We start from the raw sequence: 13,958 nt of genomic DNA on the forward strand, positions 1-13,958 counted from the left end.
CACTGGATACATTATGGTACCCTCAACATTTTCTCGTTTGAAAGCCGCGCGTTGTCTGCCTGTTGTTCTGGCAGCCCTGATTTTCGCCGGTTGTGGCACCCATACCCCCGATCAGTCCACTGCCTATATGCAGGGCACGGCGCAGGCTGATTCTGCCTTTTATCTGCAGCAGATGCAGCAAAGCTCTGATGATACCAGGATCAACTGGCAATTACTCGCCATTCGTGCACTGGTGAAAGAAGGTAAAACCGGGCAAGCGGTAGAATTATTTAACCAACTGCCGCAGGAACTGAACGATACCCAGCGTCGCGAGAAAACTCTGCTGGCAGTAGAAATTAAACTGGCACAGAAAGATTTTACTGGCGCGCAAACCTTGCTGGTTAAAATTACTCCGGCAGATTTAGAGCCAAACCAGCAGGCACGTTACTGGCAGGCAAAAATCGATGCCAGCCAGGGGCGTCCTTCCATTGATTTATTGCGCGCTTTAATTGCTCAGGAACCGCTGCTCGGGGCGAAAGAAAAACAGCAAAATATTGACGCTACCTGGCAGGCGCTCTCCTCCATGACTCAGGAGCAGGCGAATACGCTGGTGATCAACGCCGACGAAAATATCCTGCAAGGCTGGCTGGATCTGCAACGCGTCTGGTTTGATAACCGCAACGATCCCGACATGATGAAGGCCGGCATTGCCGACTGGCAGAAACGTTACCCGAACAATCCGGGCGCGAAAATGCTGCCAACGCAGTTGGTAAACGTAAAAGCGTTTAAACCAGCGTCAACCAATAAAATCGCCCTGCTGTTGCCGTTGAATGGTCAGGCCGCGGTGTTTGGTCGCACTATTCAGCAAGGATTTGAAGCGGCGAAAAATATCGGTACTCAACCAGTAGCAGCGCAGGTAGCTGCCGCACCTGCCGCGGACGTCACAGAACAGCCCCAACCGCAAACCGTGGATGGCGTTGCCAGCCCGGCACAGGCCTCTGTTAGCGATCTGACGGGTGAAGAAACCGAGGCACAGCCGGTGCCTGTAAACACCCCAACTGCAACCACCGCAGCAGTAAGCGCACCAGCAAATCCGTCAGCAGAACTGAAAATCTACGATACTTCTTCACAACCGCTTAGCCAGATCCTCAACCAGGTACAGCAGGACGGCGCGAGTATTGTGGTCGGCCCGCTGCTGAAAAATAACGTTGAAGAGTTGCTGAAGAGCAACACCCCGCTGAACGTGCTGGCGCTTAACCAGCCGGAAAATATCGAAAACCGTGCCAACATCTGTTATTTCGCGCTGTCGCCGGAAGATGAAGCGCGCGATGCAGCACGTCATATTCGTGACCAGGGCAAACAAGCGCCGCTGGTGCTGATCCCGCGCAGTTCGCTGGGTGATCGCGTAGCAAATGCGTTTGCGCAAGAGTGGCAGAAACTGGGCGGCGGCACCGTTCTACAACAAAAATTCGGCTCTACCAGCGAATTACGCGCGGGTGTCAACGGCGGTTCAGGTATCGCTTTAACGGGGAGTCCGATTACCCCCAGAACGACAACCGATTCCGGCATGACCACAAACAACCCAACGCTGCAAACCACGCCAACCGATGACCAGTTCACCAATAATGGCGGTCGTGTCGATGCGGTATACATTGTGGCAACGCCAGGCGAAATCGCCTTCATCAAGCCGATGATTACCATGCGTAACGGCAGCCAGAGCGGCGCAACGCTGTACGCCAGCTCCCGCAGCGCACAAGGCTCCGCGGGTCCTGATTTCCGCCTGGAGATGGAAGGTTTACAGTACAGTGAAATCCCAATGCTGGCAGGGAGTAACCTGTCATTAATGCAGCAGGCACTCAGTGCTGTGAACAACGATTATTCGCTGGCGCGAATGTATGCAATGGGTGTCGATGCCTGGTCACTGGCGAATCATTTCTCGCAAATGCGCCAGGTTCAGGGGTTTGAAATCAACGGTAATACCGGAGGTCTGACGGCTAACCCGGATTGCGTGATTAACAGGAAGTTATCATGGCTACAGTACCAACAAGGTCAGGTAGTCCCCGCCAGTTAACCACTAAACAGACCGGCGATGCGTGGGAAAAACAAGCGCGTCGCTGGCTGGAAGGCAAAGGACTGCAGTTTGTCGCCGCCAACGTGAACGAGCGTGGCGGCGAGATCGATTTGATAATGCGTGAAGGCCAGACCACCGTTTTTGTCGAGGTGCGTTACCGCCGCTCTGCACTCTACGGCGGCGCAGCAGCCAGTGTGACCCGTAGCAAACAACACAAATTATTACAGACTGCCCGCTTGTGGCTCGCGCGCCATAATGGGAGTTTTGATACTGTGGATTGCCGGTTCGATGTGGTAGCCTTCACCGGGAATGATGTTGAGTGGATTAAGGATGCCTTTAATGACCACTCATAATTAAGGTTTAAGGATTAGCGTGCTAGAAAGAATAAAAGCTTGCTTCACTGAAAGCATTCAAACTCAAATTGCGGCGGCAGAGGCGCTTCCGGATGCCATCTCCCGTGCAGCCATGACGCTGGTTCAGTCTCTGCTTAATGGCAACAAAATCCTCTGTTGTGGTAATGGGACTTCCGCTGCCAACGCACAGCATTTTGCTGCCAGCATGATCAACCGTTTCGAAACGGAGCGGCCCAGCTTACCTGCCATTGCACTAAATACTGATAATGTTGTCTTAACGGCGATTGCCAATGATCGCTTGCATGATGAAGTATATGCAAAACAGGTACGGGCGCTGGGACATGCGGGAGATGTGCTGTTAGCCATTTCTACTCGCGGTAACAGCCGCGATATCGTTAAAGCTGTTGAAGCCGCCGTTACGCGTGATATGACTATTGTGGCATTAACCGGCTATGACGGCGGTGAACTTGCAGGGTTGTTAGGGCCGCAAGACGTGGAGATCCGTATTCCTTCGCATCGTAGTGCTCGCATTCAAGAAATGCACATGCTGACGGTAAATTGCCTGTGCGATCTGATCGATAACACGCTTTTCCCTCACCAGGATGATTAAGGAGAATACATGAAGGCATTATCGCCAATCGCAGTCCTTATTTCCGCACTGCTGTTGCAAGGTTGTGTTGCTGCTGCCGTAGTGGGTACAGCCGCTGTGGGAACTAAAGCAGCGACCGATCCGCGCAGTGTCGGCACCCAGGTGGACGATGGCACCCTGGAAGTGCGCGTTAACAGCGCATTGTCGAAAGATGAACAAATTAAGAAAGAAGCGCGCATTAATGTAACGGCCTATCAGGGCAAAGTGCTGCTGGTTGGGCAGTCACCAAACACCGAACTTTCGGCTCGTGCAAAACAGATTGCGATGGGCGTAGACGGTGCCAACGAAGTGTATAACGAGATTCGTCAGGGCCAACCAATTGGTCTGGGCGAAGCGTCGAATGATACGTGGATCACCACTAAAGTTCGCTCGCAGTTGCTGGCAAGCGACCTGGTGAAATCGTCTAACGTGAAAGTAACCACCGAAAACGGCGAAGTGTTCCTGATGGGGCTGGTGACTGAGCGTGAGGCGAAAGCGGCGGCAGATATTGCCAGCCGGGTGAGTGGTGTGAAACGTGTGACCACGGCATTTACGTTTATTAAATAACAGCTCTTTGTAAAGCCTGATGCGACGCTGCCGCGTCTTATCAGGCCTACAATGGCACAAACCACAGGTCGGATAAGGCGCTTGCGCCGCATCCGACATGTTTTCCCTCGAATCAGAACAACAGCGCCAGACTGCCGACAATAACACCCGATACCGCCACCATCGCTCCCGTCAGCCATAATGCCTTCGCCGGAAACGCTTTGCGCAGCATAACTAACGACGGCAAACTCACCGCCGGAAGGGTCATCAATAATGCCAGCGCCGGAGCGGTTCCCATCCCTGCCAGCATCATCGTCTGCACAATCGGAATTTCTGCCGCCGTGGGAATGACAAACAAGCATCCCGCTACCGCCATCGCTATCACCCACATCAGGCTATTATCGACAGCGCCATCGGCATGGGGGAACAGCCAGACGCGAGCAGCCCCCAACGCCAGCACTGCCAGGATATAAACCGGGATCGTACTCCAGAAAAGCGTCCACAGCGCCCTGCCCCAGCGGCTAAAAAATCTGCCCTGCACTTCTGGCATGTCGATTTCGACCGGTGCCTGCGTTTGCGGTGTCTCACGCACCCATTTTTGTACCAGTGTTGCAATCAGCAACACCATCACCAGACCCGCCACCAGGCGAATCGCCGCAAAACCCCAGCCGAGAACAAAGCCCATAAACACCAGCGTTGCTGGGTTTAACAACGGATTCCCCATCCAGAATGCCAGCGCCCCTCCCATCGACACTTGTTGGCGGCGCATCCCCGCCGCGACCGGTGCCGCACAGCAGGTACACATCATTCCAGGCAGTGAAAACAGCGTTCCCAGTAACGTCCCGCGAAAGCGCGATTGTCCAAGCGTGCGCAACAACCAGTCACGAGGGATCAATACCTGAATCAACGATCCGAGGAGCACACCCAGCACCGCCGCTTTCCATACTGCAAGAAAGTAGATCATCGCGTAATCCAACGCTGCCTGCCACGGATTGGCATCCGCCTGTGCGAGGATTGATTTACCGATGCTGTGGGTTTCGGCGGCGGTAAAGGCCTTACCGTAGTAGGGTTGCCACTTCACATACCAGAGTCCGGCAATGACAACGAGAAAGAAAAGCGCGGGTTTCCACCACTGAATGGGCGTTGCCGCCTGAGATGAAGACTGACCAGCCATAGCATTCCCCAGGAAAAAGTTATGATAATTGAGCGCGAGAATATTACGCTCACCATCAATTATTGGGAATAATTATTCAGCTCTTTTGCGTAATTCTGAAGAGCTTAAAATGGTCACGCCTTCATGCTCTGGCCGCATCGCTTCTGCCAGCATTACCCGCGCCACGTCTCGCGCATCAATGGATTTCCAGTTCCCTGGTAGCAAACGGAACAGTGGCGCAAAAAGGGTTTCGTTCATCCGCTGTTTGTTACGATCGCCCAGCAACATCGACGGGCGAGCGATGGTCAGTTTCGGCCAGTTCTGAGCAATTAACGCCTCTTCCATCTCCCCTTTGACGCGGTTATAAAAAAATGGTGAATGCGCGTTTGCCCCCATCGCACTGACCACCAGCATATGCTGCGCGCCCAGCCGCCGTCCGGTTAATGCCGTATCCACCACCAGCGTGTAATCAGCGTGAATAAATGCCTCTTTACTGCCCGCCTCCCGCCGCGTGGTGCCAAGGCAACAAAAAACAATGTCTATCGGATCGGTGACCTGCGCCAGCGCGTCGGTCAATTGTGGATCGTGTGGGTTATAGACTCCCGGCATATCTGCTAATGGGCGTCGCGTCGGCGCGGCAATAGCCTGTACTTTCGGTTCATTAATCAACATCCGCAGTAGATGCCCACCCACCAGCCCCGTTGCGCCTGTAATTAAAACCTGACTCATATTGCCTCCGGCCCTGTATATGTACTCATGTTTAACTATAGGTTACCGTTGCCAGACCAGTTTTTTCCCAAAGCCCAGCGTGTTGTCGGTGAATTTTATCTCATCGAGGCGGATTTCCCACACCGGTGCCGACAGCGTCCGGGCAACCGGGAAGCGGCGATTATAGGCCTGACGTGCGAGGTCACTTTCCTCACCTTCCAGTCTGCGGATCTCACCTTTAAACTGCACGCCACGAATTAATGCCACCGTTTTCGGCTGACCATTTACCGTTCCGGCAACCGGAGCCTGCGGCCCGCTCATCTGCGCATGGCGCGTTTTTTCTTCCGTCAAAATGTAAAATGCAACTTTCTGCGCATCAAAAAGATAAAAGGCATTGGCGCACCACAGCTCCCCGTCCTGCTGCACGCACCAGGTGACAACATGTTGTTTTGCCAGCCAACGGCTAATTGCGGTGAGTGTTTCCATTTCTGTTCTCTTTTATACTGTTGGCCAGACCTTAACATGTGACACAGACGATGACACCCTGGTTCCTTTACTTGATTCGTACCGCCGACAATAAGCTTTATACCGGGATCACCACGGACGTCGAACGCCGCTATCAGCAGCATCAAAGCGGTAAAGGGGCGAAAGCACTGCGCGGGAAAGGCAAACTGACATTGGCATTTTCCGCACCGGTTGGCGACCGTTCGCTGGCATTACGGGCGGAATATCGCGTCAAGCAACTGACCAAACGACAGAAAGAATGCCTGGTTGCGGAAGGCGCTGGGTTTGCAGAGTTATTAAGTAGCCTGCAAACCCCGGAGGTTAAAAGCGATTGAAGTGATCGTGGTACTCAACCAGCCCGGTTACACCATTCAGCGCGTCATCCGCTAAACGATGTACCAGGAAGGCACTTTCTGTGCCCGGCCAGCGGCAACGCAGATCGTGATGCGCCGCCAGTTCAAAGCCAAAACGGCTGTACAGCGCCGGATCGCCCAGCGTTACCACTGCGGCATAGCCGAACTCATTAAGCGAATCCAGTCCTTCATAGACCAGTTGGCGTGCCAGCCCTTGCCCGCGATATTTTTCATCTACCGCCAGCGGAGCCATGCCAACCCATTGCAGGTCTTCGCCCTGCACATCTACCGGACTGAATGCCACATAGCCAATGACCTGGCCTTCGTCATCTGTCGCCACCAGTCCCAGCGTCAGAAAGCCATCTTCACGCAGATCGTGAACCAGCTTCGCTTCCGCATCGCTTTCGAATGAACGACGCAGCAGGGCATCAATACCCGGCGCATCAATGGGAATTTCTACTCGAATTAGCATGGTTCACCTACCGATGTCTGTTTGGTTTCAGGCGTGGTTTTCATCCCCGCCTCAACAAAATCCGCCAGTTGCAGCAGCATCATGCGTAAGGCTTTTGGCATTTGCTCCAGTTCAATGGCGTCCATCAGGTTTTTCACATACAGCCCCAGCTCCGTATCACCTTCAATCACTAGCCGACGCTGGAAGAAAAGTGTATCCGGATCCTGTTTACGCGCTGCGATCATCAGCAGATCGCTGGCGTCGGCACTAAAACTCACGTCTGCTTGCGCGTTCTGGCTAACGACCAGTTTGCCATTCACCACCGAGGTAAACCATTGCAGGTCAATATCACGCACATGAATACTTAACCAGCGGCCTTCAAGGAACTCCAGCTCGCCATCGTCCAGCGCCTGGCGGAATTGCCAGCTTAAGACTTGCTCAAGAACCTGGCGTTTTAGCGCAAATGGCGTCAGTTTTACCGGTACACTCAACAGAGATGGCCCCAAATGCACAATACGGGAACGCAGTTTATCCAACACGAGTTTTACTCCCTGTTTCAACAATCATCCTATTTTGCCATATCAGGAAAATAACATAGCGGTATAAATCAACAATTCCATATGAAATTGCTGCTACCACCAATACAACTTTAACTGCCTTAAATCAAAAATTGTCGCAGCAAGGTTAACTAAAATCCCAGTTCGTTAACATTTTTGCGTTTTGATAGCGCAACCTTCAGGAAAAATTATGGAGCTGCTCTGCCCTGCCGGAAATCTCCCGGCGCTTAAGGCGGCCATCGAAAACGGCGCAGATGCTGTTTATATCGGGCTAAAAGATGATACCAATGCCCGTCACTTCGCCGGCCTTAACTTTACCGAGAAAAAATTGCAGGAAGCGGTGAGTTTTGTCCATCAACATCGCCGCAAACTTCACATCGCGATTAATACTTTTGCGCACCCGGACGGCTACGCCCGCTGGCAACGTGCCGTGGATATGGCGGCACAACTGGGTGCCGACGCGCTGATCCTTGCCGATCTTGCCATGCTGGAGTACGCCGCCGAGCGTTACCCACATATTGAGCGTCACGTGTCGGTGCAGGCTTCAGCGACCAATGAAGAGGCAATTAACTTTTATCATCGCCATTTTGATGTCGCCCGCGTGGTGCTACCACGCGTACTGTCGATTCACCAGGTGAAACAACTGGCACGGGTCACGCCAGTTCCGCTGGAGGTCTTTGCTTTCGGCAGCCTGTGCATTATGTCGGAAGGACGTTGCTATCTGTCGTCGTATCTGACCGGTGAGTCGCCCAACACCGTGGGTGCGTGTTCTCCTGCCCGCTTCGTGCGCTGGCAACAAACGCCGCAGGGGCTGGAATCCCGCCTTAACGAGGTGCTGATCGACCGTTATCAGGACGGCGAAAACGCAGGTTACCCGACGCTGTGTAAAGGGCGTTATCTGGTGGACGGCGAGCGCTATCACGCACTGGAAGAACCAACCAGTCTCAATACCCTGGAACTGCTGCCTGAGCTAATGGCGGCGAATATTGCTTCGGTGAAAATCGAAGGCCGCCAGCGTAGCCCGGCGTATGTCAGCCAGGTGGCGAAAGTCTGGCGTCAGGCTATCGACCGTTGTAAGGCCGATCCGCAAAACTTCGTGCCACAAAACGCGTGGATGGAGACGCTCGGGTCGATGTCCGAAGGCACGCAAACCACCCTTGGCGCATATCACCGTAAATGGCAGTGAGAAAAGCAATGAAATATTCCTTAGGGCCAGTGCTGTGGTACTGGCCAAAAGAGACGCTGGAAGAATTTTATCAGCAGGCCGCCACCAGCAGCGCCGACGTGATTTATCTTGGTGAAGCGGTATGCAGCAAGCGTCGGGCAACGAAAGTTGGCGACTGGCTGGAGATGGCAAAATCGCTCGCCGGAAGTGGCAAGCAGATTGTGCTCTCCACGCTGGCGCTGGTACAGGCCTCTTCCGAGCTGGGCGAACTGAAACGCTATGTTGAGAACGGCGAGTTTCTGATTGAAGCCAGCGATCTCGGCGTGGTGAATATGTGCGCCGAACGCAAACTCCCGTTCGTCGCCGGGCATGCGCTGAACTGCTACAACGCAGTGACGCTGAAAATATTGCTCAAACAGGGCATGATGCGCTGGTGTATGCCGGTAGAACTTTCCCGCGACTGGCTGGTGAATCTGCTCAATCAGTGTGATGAACTGGGTATTCGCAACCAGTTTGAAGTGGAAGTCTTGAGCTACGGCCATCTGCCGCTGGCGTACTCAGCCCGCTGCTTCACCGCACGCTCGGAGGATCGCCCGAAAGATGAGTGCGAAACCTGCTGCATTAAATATCCGAACGGGCGCAACGTGCTGTCACAGGAAGATCAGCAGGTGTTTGTGCTCAACGGCATTCAGACCATGAGCGGCTATGTTTACAACCTCGGTAACGAGCTGGCGTCAATGCAGGGGCTGGTCGATGTGGTTCGCCTGTCACCGCAGGGCACAGACACTTTTGCTATGCTCGACGCCTTCCGCGCCAATGAAAATGGCGCTGCGCCGCTGCCGTTAACGGCTAATAGCGACTGCAACGGTTACTGGAAACGGCTGGCAGGGCTGGAACTGCAAGCGTAAGTAAATAGCTCACTTTGTTAACAACTTTAACTACTCTTTAATGCAGTATTAAAGATTAATCGGTAACAAAGTGAGCTGTTATGACTGATAAAACCATTCCGTTTTCGCTACTCGATCTGGCCCCCATCCCCGAAGGTTCAACGGCGCGAGAAGCGTTCTCCCACTCTCTGGACCTGGCTCGTCTGGCTGAAAAGCGCGGCTATCATCGCTACTGGCTGGCGGAACATCACAATATGACCGGCATTGCCAGTGCGGCGACATCGGTGTTGATTGGCTATCTGGCAGCGAATACCACCACGCTGCATCTGGGTTCCGGCGGCGTGATGTTACCTAACCATTCACCGTTGGTAATTGCAGAACAGTTCGGCACACTCAATACGCTCTATCCGGGTCGAATCGATTTGGGGCTGGGTCGTGCTCCAGGTAGCGATCAGCGGACAATGATGGCGCTGCGTCGCCATATGAGTGGTGATATTGATAATTTCCCCCGCGATGTTGCTGAGCTGGTGGACTGGTTTGACGCTCGTGATCCCAATCCACATGTACGCCCGGTGCCAGGCTATGGCGAGAAAATCCCGGTGTGGTTATTAGGCTCCAGCCTTTACAGCGCACAACTGGCGGCGCAGCTCGGCCTGCCGTTTGCCTTTGCCTCACACTTCGCGCCGGATATGCTGTTCCAGGCACTACAACTTTATCGCAGCAACTTCAAACCCTCCGCACGACTGGAGAAACCGTACGTAATGGTGTGTATCAATATCATCGCCGCTGATAGCAACCGCGACGCTGAATTCCTGTTTACCTCGATGCAGCAAGCCTTTGTGAAGCTACGCCGCGGTGAAACCGGGCAACTGCCACCACCGATTCAGAATATGGATCAGTTCTGGTCGCCGTCCGAGCAGTATGGCGTGCAGCAGGCGCTGAGTATGTCGCTGGTGGGCGATAAAGCGAAAGTGCGTCACGGTTTACAGTCGATCCTGCGCGAAACCGACGCTGATGAGATTATGGTTAACGGGCAGATTTTCGACCACCAGGCGAGGCTGCATTCGTTTGAACTGGCGATGGATGTGAAGGAAGATTTACTGGGATAGTGTGTTTTATTTTGTCGGATACGGCGGGAAGCCTTATCCGACCTGGCAACGCCGCCCTACGTAGACCTGATAACCGAAGCGCATCAGACATTGTGCAGGCAGCAGAAATGTCGGATAAGGCACAGATGATTACTGATACACCGGCAGCAAATTAAAGCTCGATAAAATATGGATCAATGCATTGCCAATACCAAATAGCAGAATCAGAACGATCATCGGTTTGCCGCCCCAGACGCGGAATTTCGGGCTGCCAAAGCGTTTACGCGATGCGCGGGCCAGCAGAGCCGGAACAATTGCCGCCCAGATGGTAGCAGCTAAACCAGCATAACCAATGGCGTAGAGAAATCCGTTAGGGAACAGCAGGCCACCAACGACAGGTGGCGCAAAGGTCAACAGTGCCGTTTTAAAGCGCCCCAATGCCGAATCATCAAAGCCAAACAGATCCGCCAGATAATCGAACAGGCCCAGCGTTACGCCGAGGAACGAACTCGCTACCGCAAAGTTTGAGAACACTACCAGCAGCAGATCCAGACTACGACTGTTCAGCACACCGCTTAATGCCTGCACCAGCACATCAATATTTCCGCCCTTCTCTGCAATGCCAATAAACTCCGGACGCGGAATGTTGCCCATCGTCGCCAGCAACCAGATGGTATACAGCGCCAGCGCCATCAACGTACCGTACACCAGACATTTCACAATGGTTTTCGGGTCTTTGCCGTAATACTTCATCAGGCTTGGTACGTTGCCGTGATAACCAAACGACGCCAGACAGAACGGTAGTGTCATCAGCAGATACGGTGCATAAGACGCATTGCTTTCCGCAACGTTGAACAATGTCGCAGGCTGCACATGCCCCAGCAAGCTACCGAAGGTGAGGAAGAATGTAATAACTTTCGCTCCCAACACAATCGCCGTCATACGGCTGACTGCTTTGGTGCTCAACCACACCACAAACGCCACCAACAGTGCAAAACCAAAACCTGCCGCTCTGGCCGGAACATTCAGCGACATCTCCGCGAAGGTGTGATGCAAAATAGAACCGCTGGCAGAAATATAGGCGTAGGTCAGAATGTAGAGCACAAAGGCAATAGAGATACCGTTGACGACATTCCAGCCTTTGCCCAGCAAATCTTTGGTGATGGTATCAAAGCTCGAACCGATTCGATAATTCAGGTTAGCTTCCAAAATCATCAATCCGGAATGCAGCATACAAAACCAGGTGAAGATTAGCGCCGCCATTGACCAGAAAAACCACGCCCCGGACATGACCACGGGCAAGGAGAACATCCCTGCGCCAATAATGGTGCCGCCGATAATCACCACGCCGCCAAGCAGCGACGGTGACGTTTGGGTGGTGGTTAGTGTTGCCATAAGGGCTTCTCTCCAGTGAAAAATAGTGCGACTGCGTTGTTATGTGTTGCAATGTACCAGTACGCGAGTACAAAAGAAATAAAAAAAAGCCCCAATCGATATGATTAGGGCTGTATATATTATTTTACAGAATGTATTCGCTGATCAGCGCGAATTACGCATCGCCACCGAAACGACGACGACCGGTAGACTCTTCACGACGCGGTGCACGGCCTTCGCGACGTTCGCCACTGAAGCGACGACCATCACCACGACCACCTTCACGGCGTTCACCGCTGAAGTTGCGACCGCCTTCACGACGCTCGCCACCGACACCACGACCACCACCACGACGTTCAGTTTGCGGCTGTGCATCGCCCAGCAGTTGCATGTTCATCGGCTTGTTGAGGATGCGGGTACGCGTAAAGTGTTGCAGCACTTCACCCGGCATACCTTTCGGCAATTCGATGGTGGAGTGAGAAGCAAACAGCTTGATGTTACCGATGTAACGGCTGCTGATGTCACCTTCGTTAGCAATTGCGCCAACGATATGACGAACTTCAACGCCATCATCACGCCCCACCTCAATGCGGTACAACTGCATATCGCCAACATCGCGACGTTCACGACGCGGACGATCTTCACGGTCACCACGCGGGCCACGGTCGTTACGATCGCGCGGACCACGATCATCACGGTCACGGAACTCACGTTTCGGACGCATCGGCGCATCTGGCGGCACGATCAGAGTACGTTCGCCCTGTGCCATTTTCAGCAGTGCGGCAGCCAGAGTTTCGAGATCCAGCTCTTCACCTTCTGCAGTCGGCTGAATTTTGCTCAGCAGTGCACGGTATTGATCCAGATCGCTGCTTTCCAGTTGCTGCTGTACTTTAGCAGCAAATTTTTCCAGACGGCGTTTGCCCAGCAGTTCTGCGTTCGGCAGTTCTACTTCTGGAATGGTCAGTTTCATAGTACGTTCAATGTTGCGCAGCAGACGACGCTCGCGGTTCTCAACGAACAGCAGCGCACGACCCGCACGACCCGCACGACCGGTACGACCGATACGGTGAACGTAAGACTCGGAATCCATCGGGATATCGTAGTTAACCACCAGGCTGATACGCTCAACGTCCAGGCCACGGGCCGCAACGTCGGTCGCGATCAGGATATCCAGACGACCATCTTTCAGACGTTCCAGAGTCTGCTCACGCAGTGCCTGGTTCATGTCACCGTTCAGGGCAGCACTATTGTAACCGCTGCGCTCAAGGGCTTCAGCCACTTCCAGAGTCGCGTTTTTGGTACGAACGAAGATAATCGCCGCATCAAAATCTTCCGCTTCCAGGAAACGTACCAGCGCTTCGTTTTTGCGCATACCCCAGACAGTCCAGTAGCTCTGGCTGATGTCAGGGCGGGTAGTCACGCTGGACTGAATGCGCACTTCCTGCGGCTCTTTCATAAAGCGGCGGGTAATGCGACGAATCGCTTCCGGCATGGTTGCAGAGAACAGAGCGGTCTGATGACCTTCCGGGATCTGCGCCATAATGGTTTCAACGTCTTCGATGAAGCCCATGCGCAGCATTTCGTCAGCTTCATCCAGAACCAGACCGCTCAGTTTAGAGAGATCCAGAGTGCCACGTTTCAGGTGGTCCAGCAGACGGCCCGGAGTACCGACAACGATCTGCGGCCCCTGACGCAGGGCACGTAATTGCACGTCATAACGCTGGCCGCCGTAAAGGGCAACCACGTTTACGCCGCGCATGTGTTTAGAGAAATCCGTCATTGCTTCAGCAACCTGTACCGCCAGTTCGCGGGTCGGTGCCAACACCAGAATCTGTGGTGCTTTCAGCTCAGGATCAAGATTTTGCAGCAGAGGTAAAGAGAATGCTGCAGTTTTTCCGCTCCCCGTCTGGGCCATACCCAGAACGTCGCGGCCATTCAGCAGATGTGGGATACACTCTGCCTGAATTGGAGATGGTTTTTCGTAACCCAGATCGTTAAGGGCTTCAAGGATAGGAGCCTTCAGGCCCAGATCTGCAAAAGTGGTTTCGAATTCAGCCATGTAGTACGTGTGCCTCAAAATTAATGGCGGCCAGTCTACATAACTCATCATGAAATTGATCAGCAATTTTCATTGAAAAGTG

The 13,958-nt window shown here is 53.5% G+C and carries 16 protein-coding genes; 8 read left to right on the plus strand and 8 right to left on the minus strand.

Annotated elements, in window-relative coordinates; all coding sequences use genetic code 11:
- Window positions 1–13 precede the first annotated feature (13 nt).
- The 4 genes from lpoA to dolP are packed head-to-tail and all read left to right on the plus strand — an operon-like array spanning window position 14 to window position 3,598.
- Entirely contained in the window at window positions 14–2,050 is a 2,037-nt protein-coding gene (gene lpoA, locus A1SC_RS09035; RefSeq protein WP_016249240.1) for a penicillin-binding protein activator LpoA, read from the plus strand.
- Window positions 2,008–2,403, plus strand: coding sequence for a YraN family protein (locus A1SC_RS09030; RefSeq protein ID WP_000246845.1), 396 nt, complete (start codon window positions 2,008–2,010; stop codon window positions 2,401–2,403). The genes lpoA and A1SC_RS09030 overlap by 43 nt, the downstream gene beginning before the upstream one ends.
- A 19-nt stretch (window positions 2,404–2,422) precedes the next feature.
- Window positions 2,423–3,013, plus strand: a complete 591-nt coding sequence (gene diaA, locus A1SC_RS09025) for a DnaA initiator-associating protein DiaA (protein ID WP_000893477.1) — start codon at window positions 2,423–2,425, stop codon at window positions 3,011–3,013.
- 9 nt (window positions 3,014–3,022) lie between these two features.
- The gene (dolP, locus tag A1SC_RS09020; protein WP_000646038.1) at window positions 3,023–3,598 is read left to right on the plus strand and encodes a division/outer membrane stress-associated lipid-binding lipoprotein; all 576 of its coding nucleotides are present in this window, start codon (window positions 3,023–3,025) and stop codon (window positions 3,596–3,598) included.
- A 112-nt stretch (window positions 3,599–3,710) separates the two neighbouring features.
- Here the strand turns inward: dolP and A1SC_RS09015 are convergent, their stop codons facing one another.
- The 3 genes from A1SC_RS09015 to A1SC_RS09005 all read right to left on the minus strand — a co-directional run bounded on the left by A1SC_RS09015 (window position 3,711) and on the right by A1SC_RS09005 (window position 5,924).
- Window positions 3,711–4,751 carry a permease gene (locus A1SC_RS09015; RefSeq protein WP_001517152.1) on the minus strand — a complete coding sequence of 347 codons (1,041 nt, stop codon included), beginning with the start codon at window positions 4,749–4,751 and terminating at the stop codon, window positions 3,711–3,713.
- A 72-nt stretch (window positions 4,752–4,823) separates the two neighbouring features.
- Window positions 4,824–5,459 (minus strand): NAD(P)H-binding protein, encoded by a 636-nt coding sequence (locus A1SC_RS09010; RefSeq protein ID WP_001517153.1) that lies wholly within the window; start codon window positions 5,457–5,459, stop codon window positions 4,824–4,826.
- Between the two features lie 42 nt (window positions 5,460–5,501).
- Window positions 5,502–5,924, minus strand: a complete 423-nt coding sequence (locus tag A1SC_RS09005) for a YhbP family protein (RefSeq protein ID WP_000449448.1) — start codon at window positions 5,922–5,924, stop codon at window positions 5,502–5,504.
- A 50-nt stretch (window positions 5,925–5,974) separates the two neighbouring features.
- On the opposite strand from A1SC_RS09005, the gene yhbQ reads away from it, so the two are divergent.
- Window positions 5,975–6,277, plus strand: a complete 303-nt coding sequence (gene yhbQ, locus A1SC_RS09000) for a DNA damage response exodeoxyribonuclease YhbQ (RefSeq protein WP_000189335.1) — start codon at window positions 5,975–5,977, stop codon at window positions 6,275–6,277.
- On the opposite strand, the gene A1SC_RS08995 is transcribed toward yhbQ, so the two are convergent.
- Window positions 6,264–6,767: a GNAT family N-acetyltransferase gene (locus A1SC_RS08995; protein ID WP_000908549.1), complete on the minus strand. Its 504-nt coding sequence runs from the start codon at window positions 6,765–6,767 to the stop codon at window positions 6,264–6,266. The genes yhbQ and A1SC_RS08995 overlap by 14 nt on opposite strands.
- On the minus strand, window positions 6,761–7,285 hold the full coding sequence (locus A1SC_RS08990) for a ubiquinone anaerobic biosynthesis accessory factor UbiT (protein ID WP_001517154.1): 525 nt from the start codon (window positions 7,283–7,285) through the stop codon (window positions 6,761–6,763). The genes A1SC_RS08995 and A1SC_RS08990 overlap by 7 nt, the downstream gene beginning before the upstream one ends.
- 208 nt (window positions 7,286–7,493) lie before the next feature.
- Between A1SC_RS08990 and A1SC_RS08985 the strand changes: the two genes are divergently transcribed.
- From A1SC_RS08985 to A1SC_RS08975, 3 genes are all read left to right on the plus strand, one after another.
- Window positions 7,494–8,489 (plus strand): ubiquinone anaerobic biosynthesis protein UbiU, encoded by a 996-nt coding sequence (locus tag A1SC_RS08985; protein WP_001517155.1) that lies wholly within the window; start codon window positions 7,494–7,496, stop codon window positions 8,487–8,489.
- A gap of 8 nt (window positions 8,490–8,497) precedes the next feature.
- The gene (locus tag A1SC_RS08980; RefSeq protein ID WP_001517156.1) at window positions 8,498–9,376 is read left to right on the plus strand and encodes a U32 family peptidase; all 879 of its coding nucleotides are present in this window, start codon (window positions 8,498–8,500) and stop codon (window positions 9,374–9,376) included.
- An 80-nt stretch (window positions 9,377–9,456) separates the two neighbouring features.
- On the plus strand, window positions 9,457–10,464 hold the full coding sequence (locus tag A1SC_RS08975; protein ID WP_016262586.1) for a luciferase-like monooxygenase: 1,008 nt from the start codon (window positions 9,457–9,459) through the stop codon (window positions 10,462–10,464).
- Between the two features lie 129 nt (window positions 10,465–10,593).
- Here the strand turns inward: A1SC_RS08975 and mtr are convergent, their stop codons facing one another.
- The 3 genes from mtr to yrbN all read right to left on the minus strand — a co-directional run bounded on the left by mtr (window position 10,594) and on the right by yrbN (window position 13,949).
- Window positions 10,594–11,838, minus strand: coding sequence for a tryptophan permease (mtr, locus tag A1SC_RS08970; RefSeq protein WP_001517158.1), 1,245 nt, complete (start codon window positions 11,836–11,838; stop codon window positions 10,594–10,596).
- Between the two features lie 154 nt (window positions 11,839–11,992).
- Entirely contained in the window at window positions 11,993–13,876 is a 1,884-nt protein-coding gene (gene deaD / locus A1SC_RS08965; protein WP_010379192.1) for an ATP-dependent RNA helicase DeaD, read from the minus strand.
- Window positions 13,869–13,949, minus strand: a complete 81-nt coding sequence (gene yrbN / locus A1SC_RS24695; RefSeq protein ID WP_010723222.1) for a protein YrbN — start codon at window positions 13,947–13,949, stop codon at window positions 13,869–13,871. Before yrbN ends, deaD begins: the two co-directional genes overlap by 8 nt.
- Window positions 13,950–13,958 lie beyond the last annotated feature (9 nt).

This window comes from Escherichia sp. KTE52 (assembly GCF_000408325.1).
In the GTDB taxonomy this organism is placed as follows: Bacteria; Pseudomonadota; Gammaproteobacteria; order Enterobacterales; family Enterobacteriaceae; genus Escherichia; species Escherichia marmotae.

What these genes read in the sequence shown, in the direction of transcription:
- lpoA (WP_016249240.1), top strand. Translation starts at nt 14, where the DNA reads ATGGTACCCTCAACATTTTCTCGTTTGAAAGCCGCGCGTTGTCTGCCT.
- A1SC_RS09030 (WP_000246845.1), top strand. Translation starts at nt 2,008, where the DNA reads ATGGCTACAGTACCAACAAGGTCAGGTAGTCCCCGCCAGTTAACCACT.
- dolP (WP_000646038.1), top strand. Translation starts at nt 3,023, where the DNA reads ATGAAGGCATTATCGCCAATCGCAGTCCTTATTTCCGCACTGCTGTTG.
- A1SC_RS09015 (WP_001517152.1), bottom strand. Translation starts at nt 4,751, where the DNA reads ATGGCTGGTCAGTCTTCATCTCAGGCGGCAACGCCCATTCAGTGGTGG.
- A1SC_RS09010 (WP_001517153.1), bottom strand. Translation starts at nt 5,459, where the DNA reads ATGAGTCAGGTTTTAATTACAGGCGCAACGGGGCTGGTGGGTGGGCAT.
- A1SC_RS09005 (WP_000449448.1), bottom strand. Translation starts at nt 5,924, where the DNA reads ATGGAAACACTCACCGCAATTAGCCGTTGGCTGGCAAAACAACATGTT.
- yhbQ (WP_000189335.1), top strand. Translation starts at nt 5,975, where the DNA reads ATGACACCCTGGTTCCTTTACTTGATTCGTACCGCCGACAATAAGCTT.
- A1SC_RS08995 (WP_000908549.1), bottom strand. Translation starts at nt 6,767, where the DNA reads ATGCTAATTCGAGTAGAAATTCCCATTGATGCGCCGGGTATTGATGCC.
- A1SC_RS08985 (WP_001517155.1), top strand. Translation starts at nt 7,494, where the DNA reads ATGGAGCTGCTCTGCCCTGCCGGAAATCTCCCGGCGCTTAAGGCGGCC.
- A1SC_RS08980 (WP_001517156.1), top strand. Translation starts at nt 8,498, where the DNA reads ATGAAATATTCCTTAGGGCCAGTGCTGTGGTACTGGCCAAAAGAGACG.
- A1SC_RS08975 (WP_016262586.1), top strand. Translation starts at nt 9,457, where the DNA reads ATGACTGATAAAACCATTCCGTTTTCGCTACTCGATCTGGCCCCCATC.
- mtr (WP_001517158.1), bottom strand. Translation starts at nt 11,838, where the DNA reads ATGGCAACACTAACCACCACCCAAACGTCACCGTCGCTGCTTGGCGGC.
- deaD (WP_010379192.1), bottom strand. Translation starts at nt 13,876, where the DNA reads ATGGCTGAATTCGAAACCACTTTTGCAGATCTGGGCCTGAAGGCTCCT.
- yrbN (WP_010723222.1), bottom strand. Translation starts at nt 13,949, where the DNA reads ATGAAAATTGCTGATCAATTTCATGATGAGTTATGTAGACTGGCCGCC.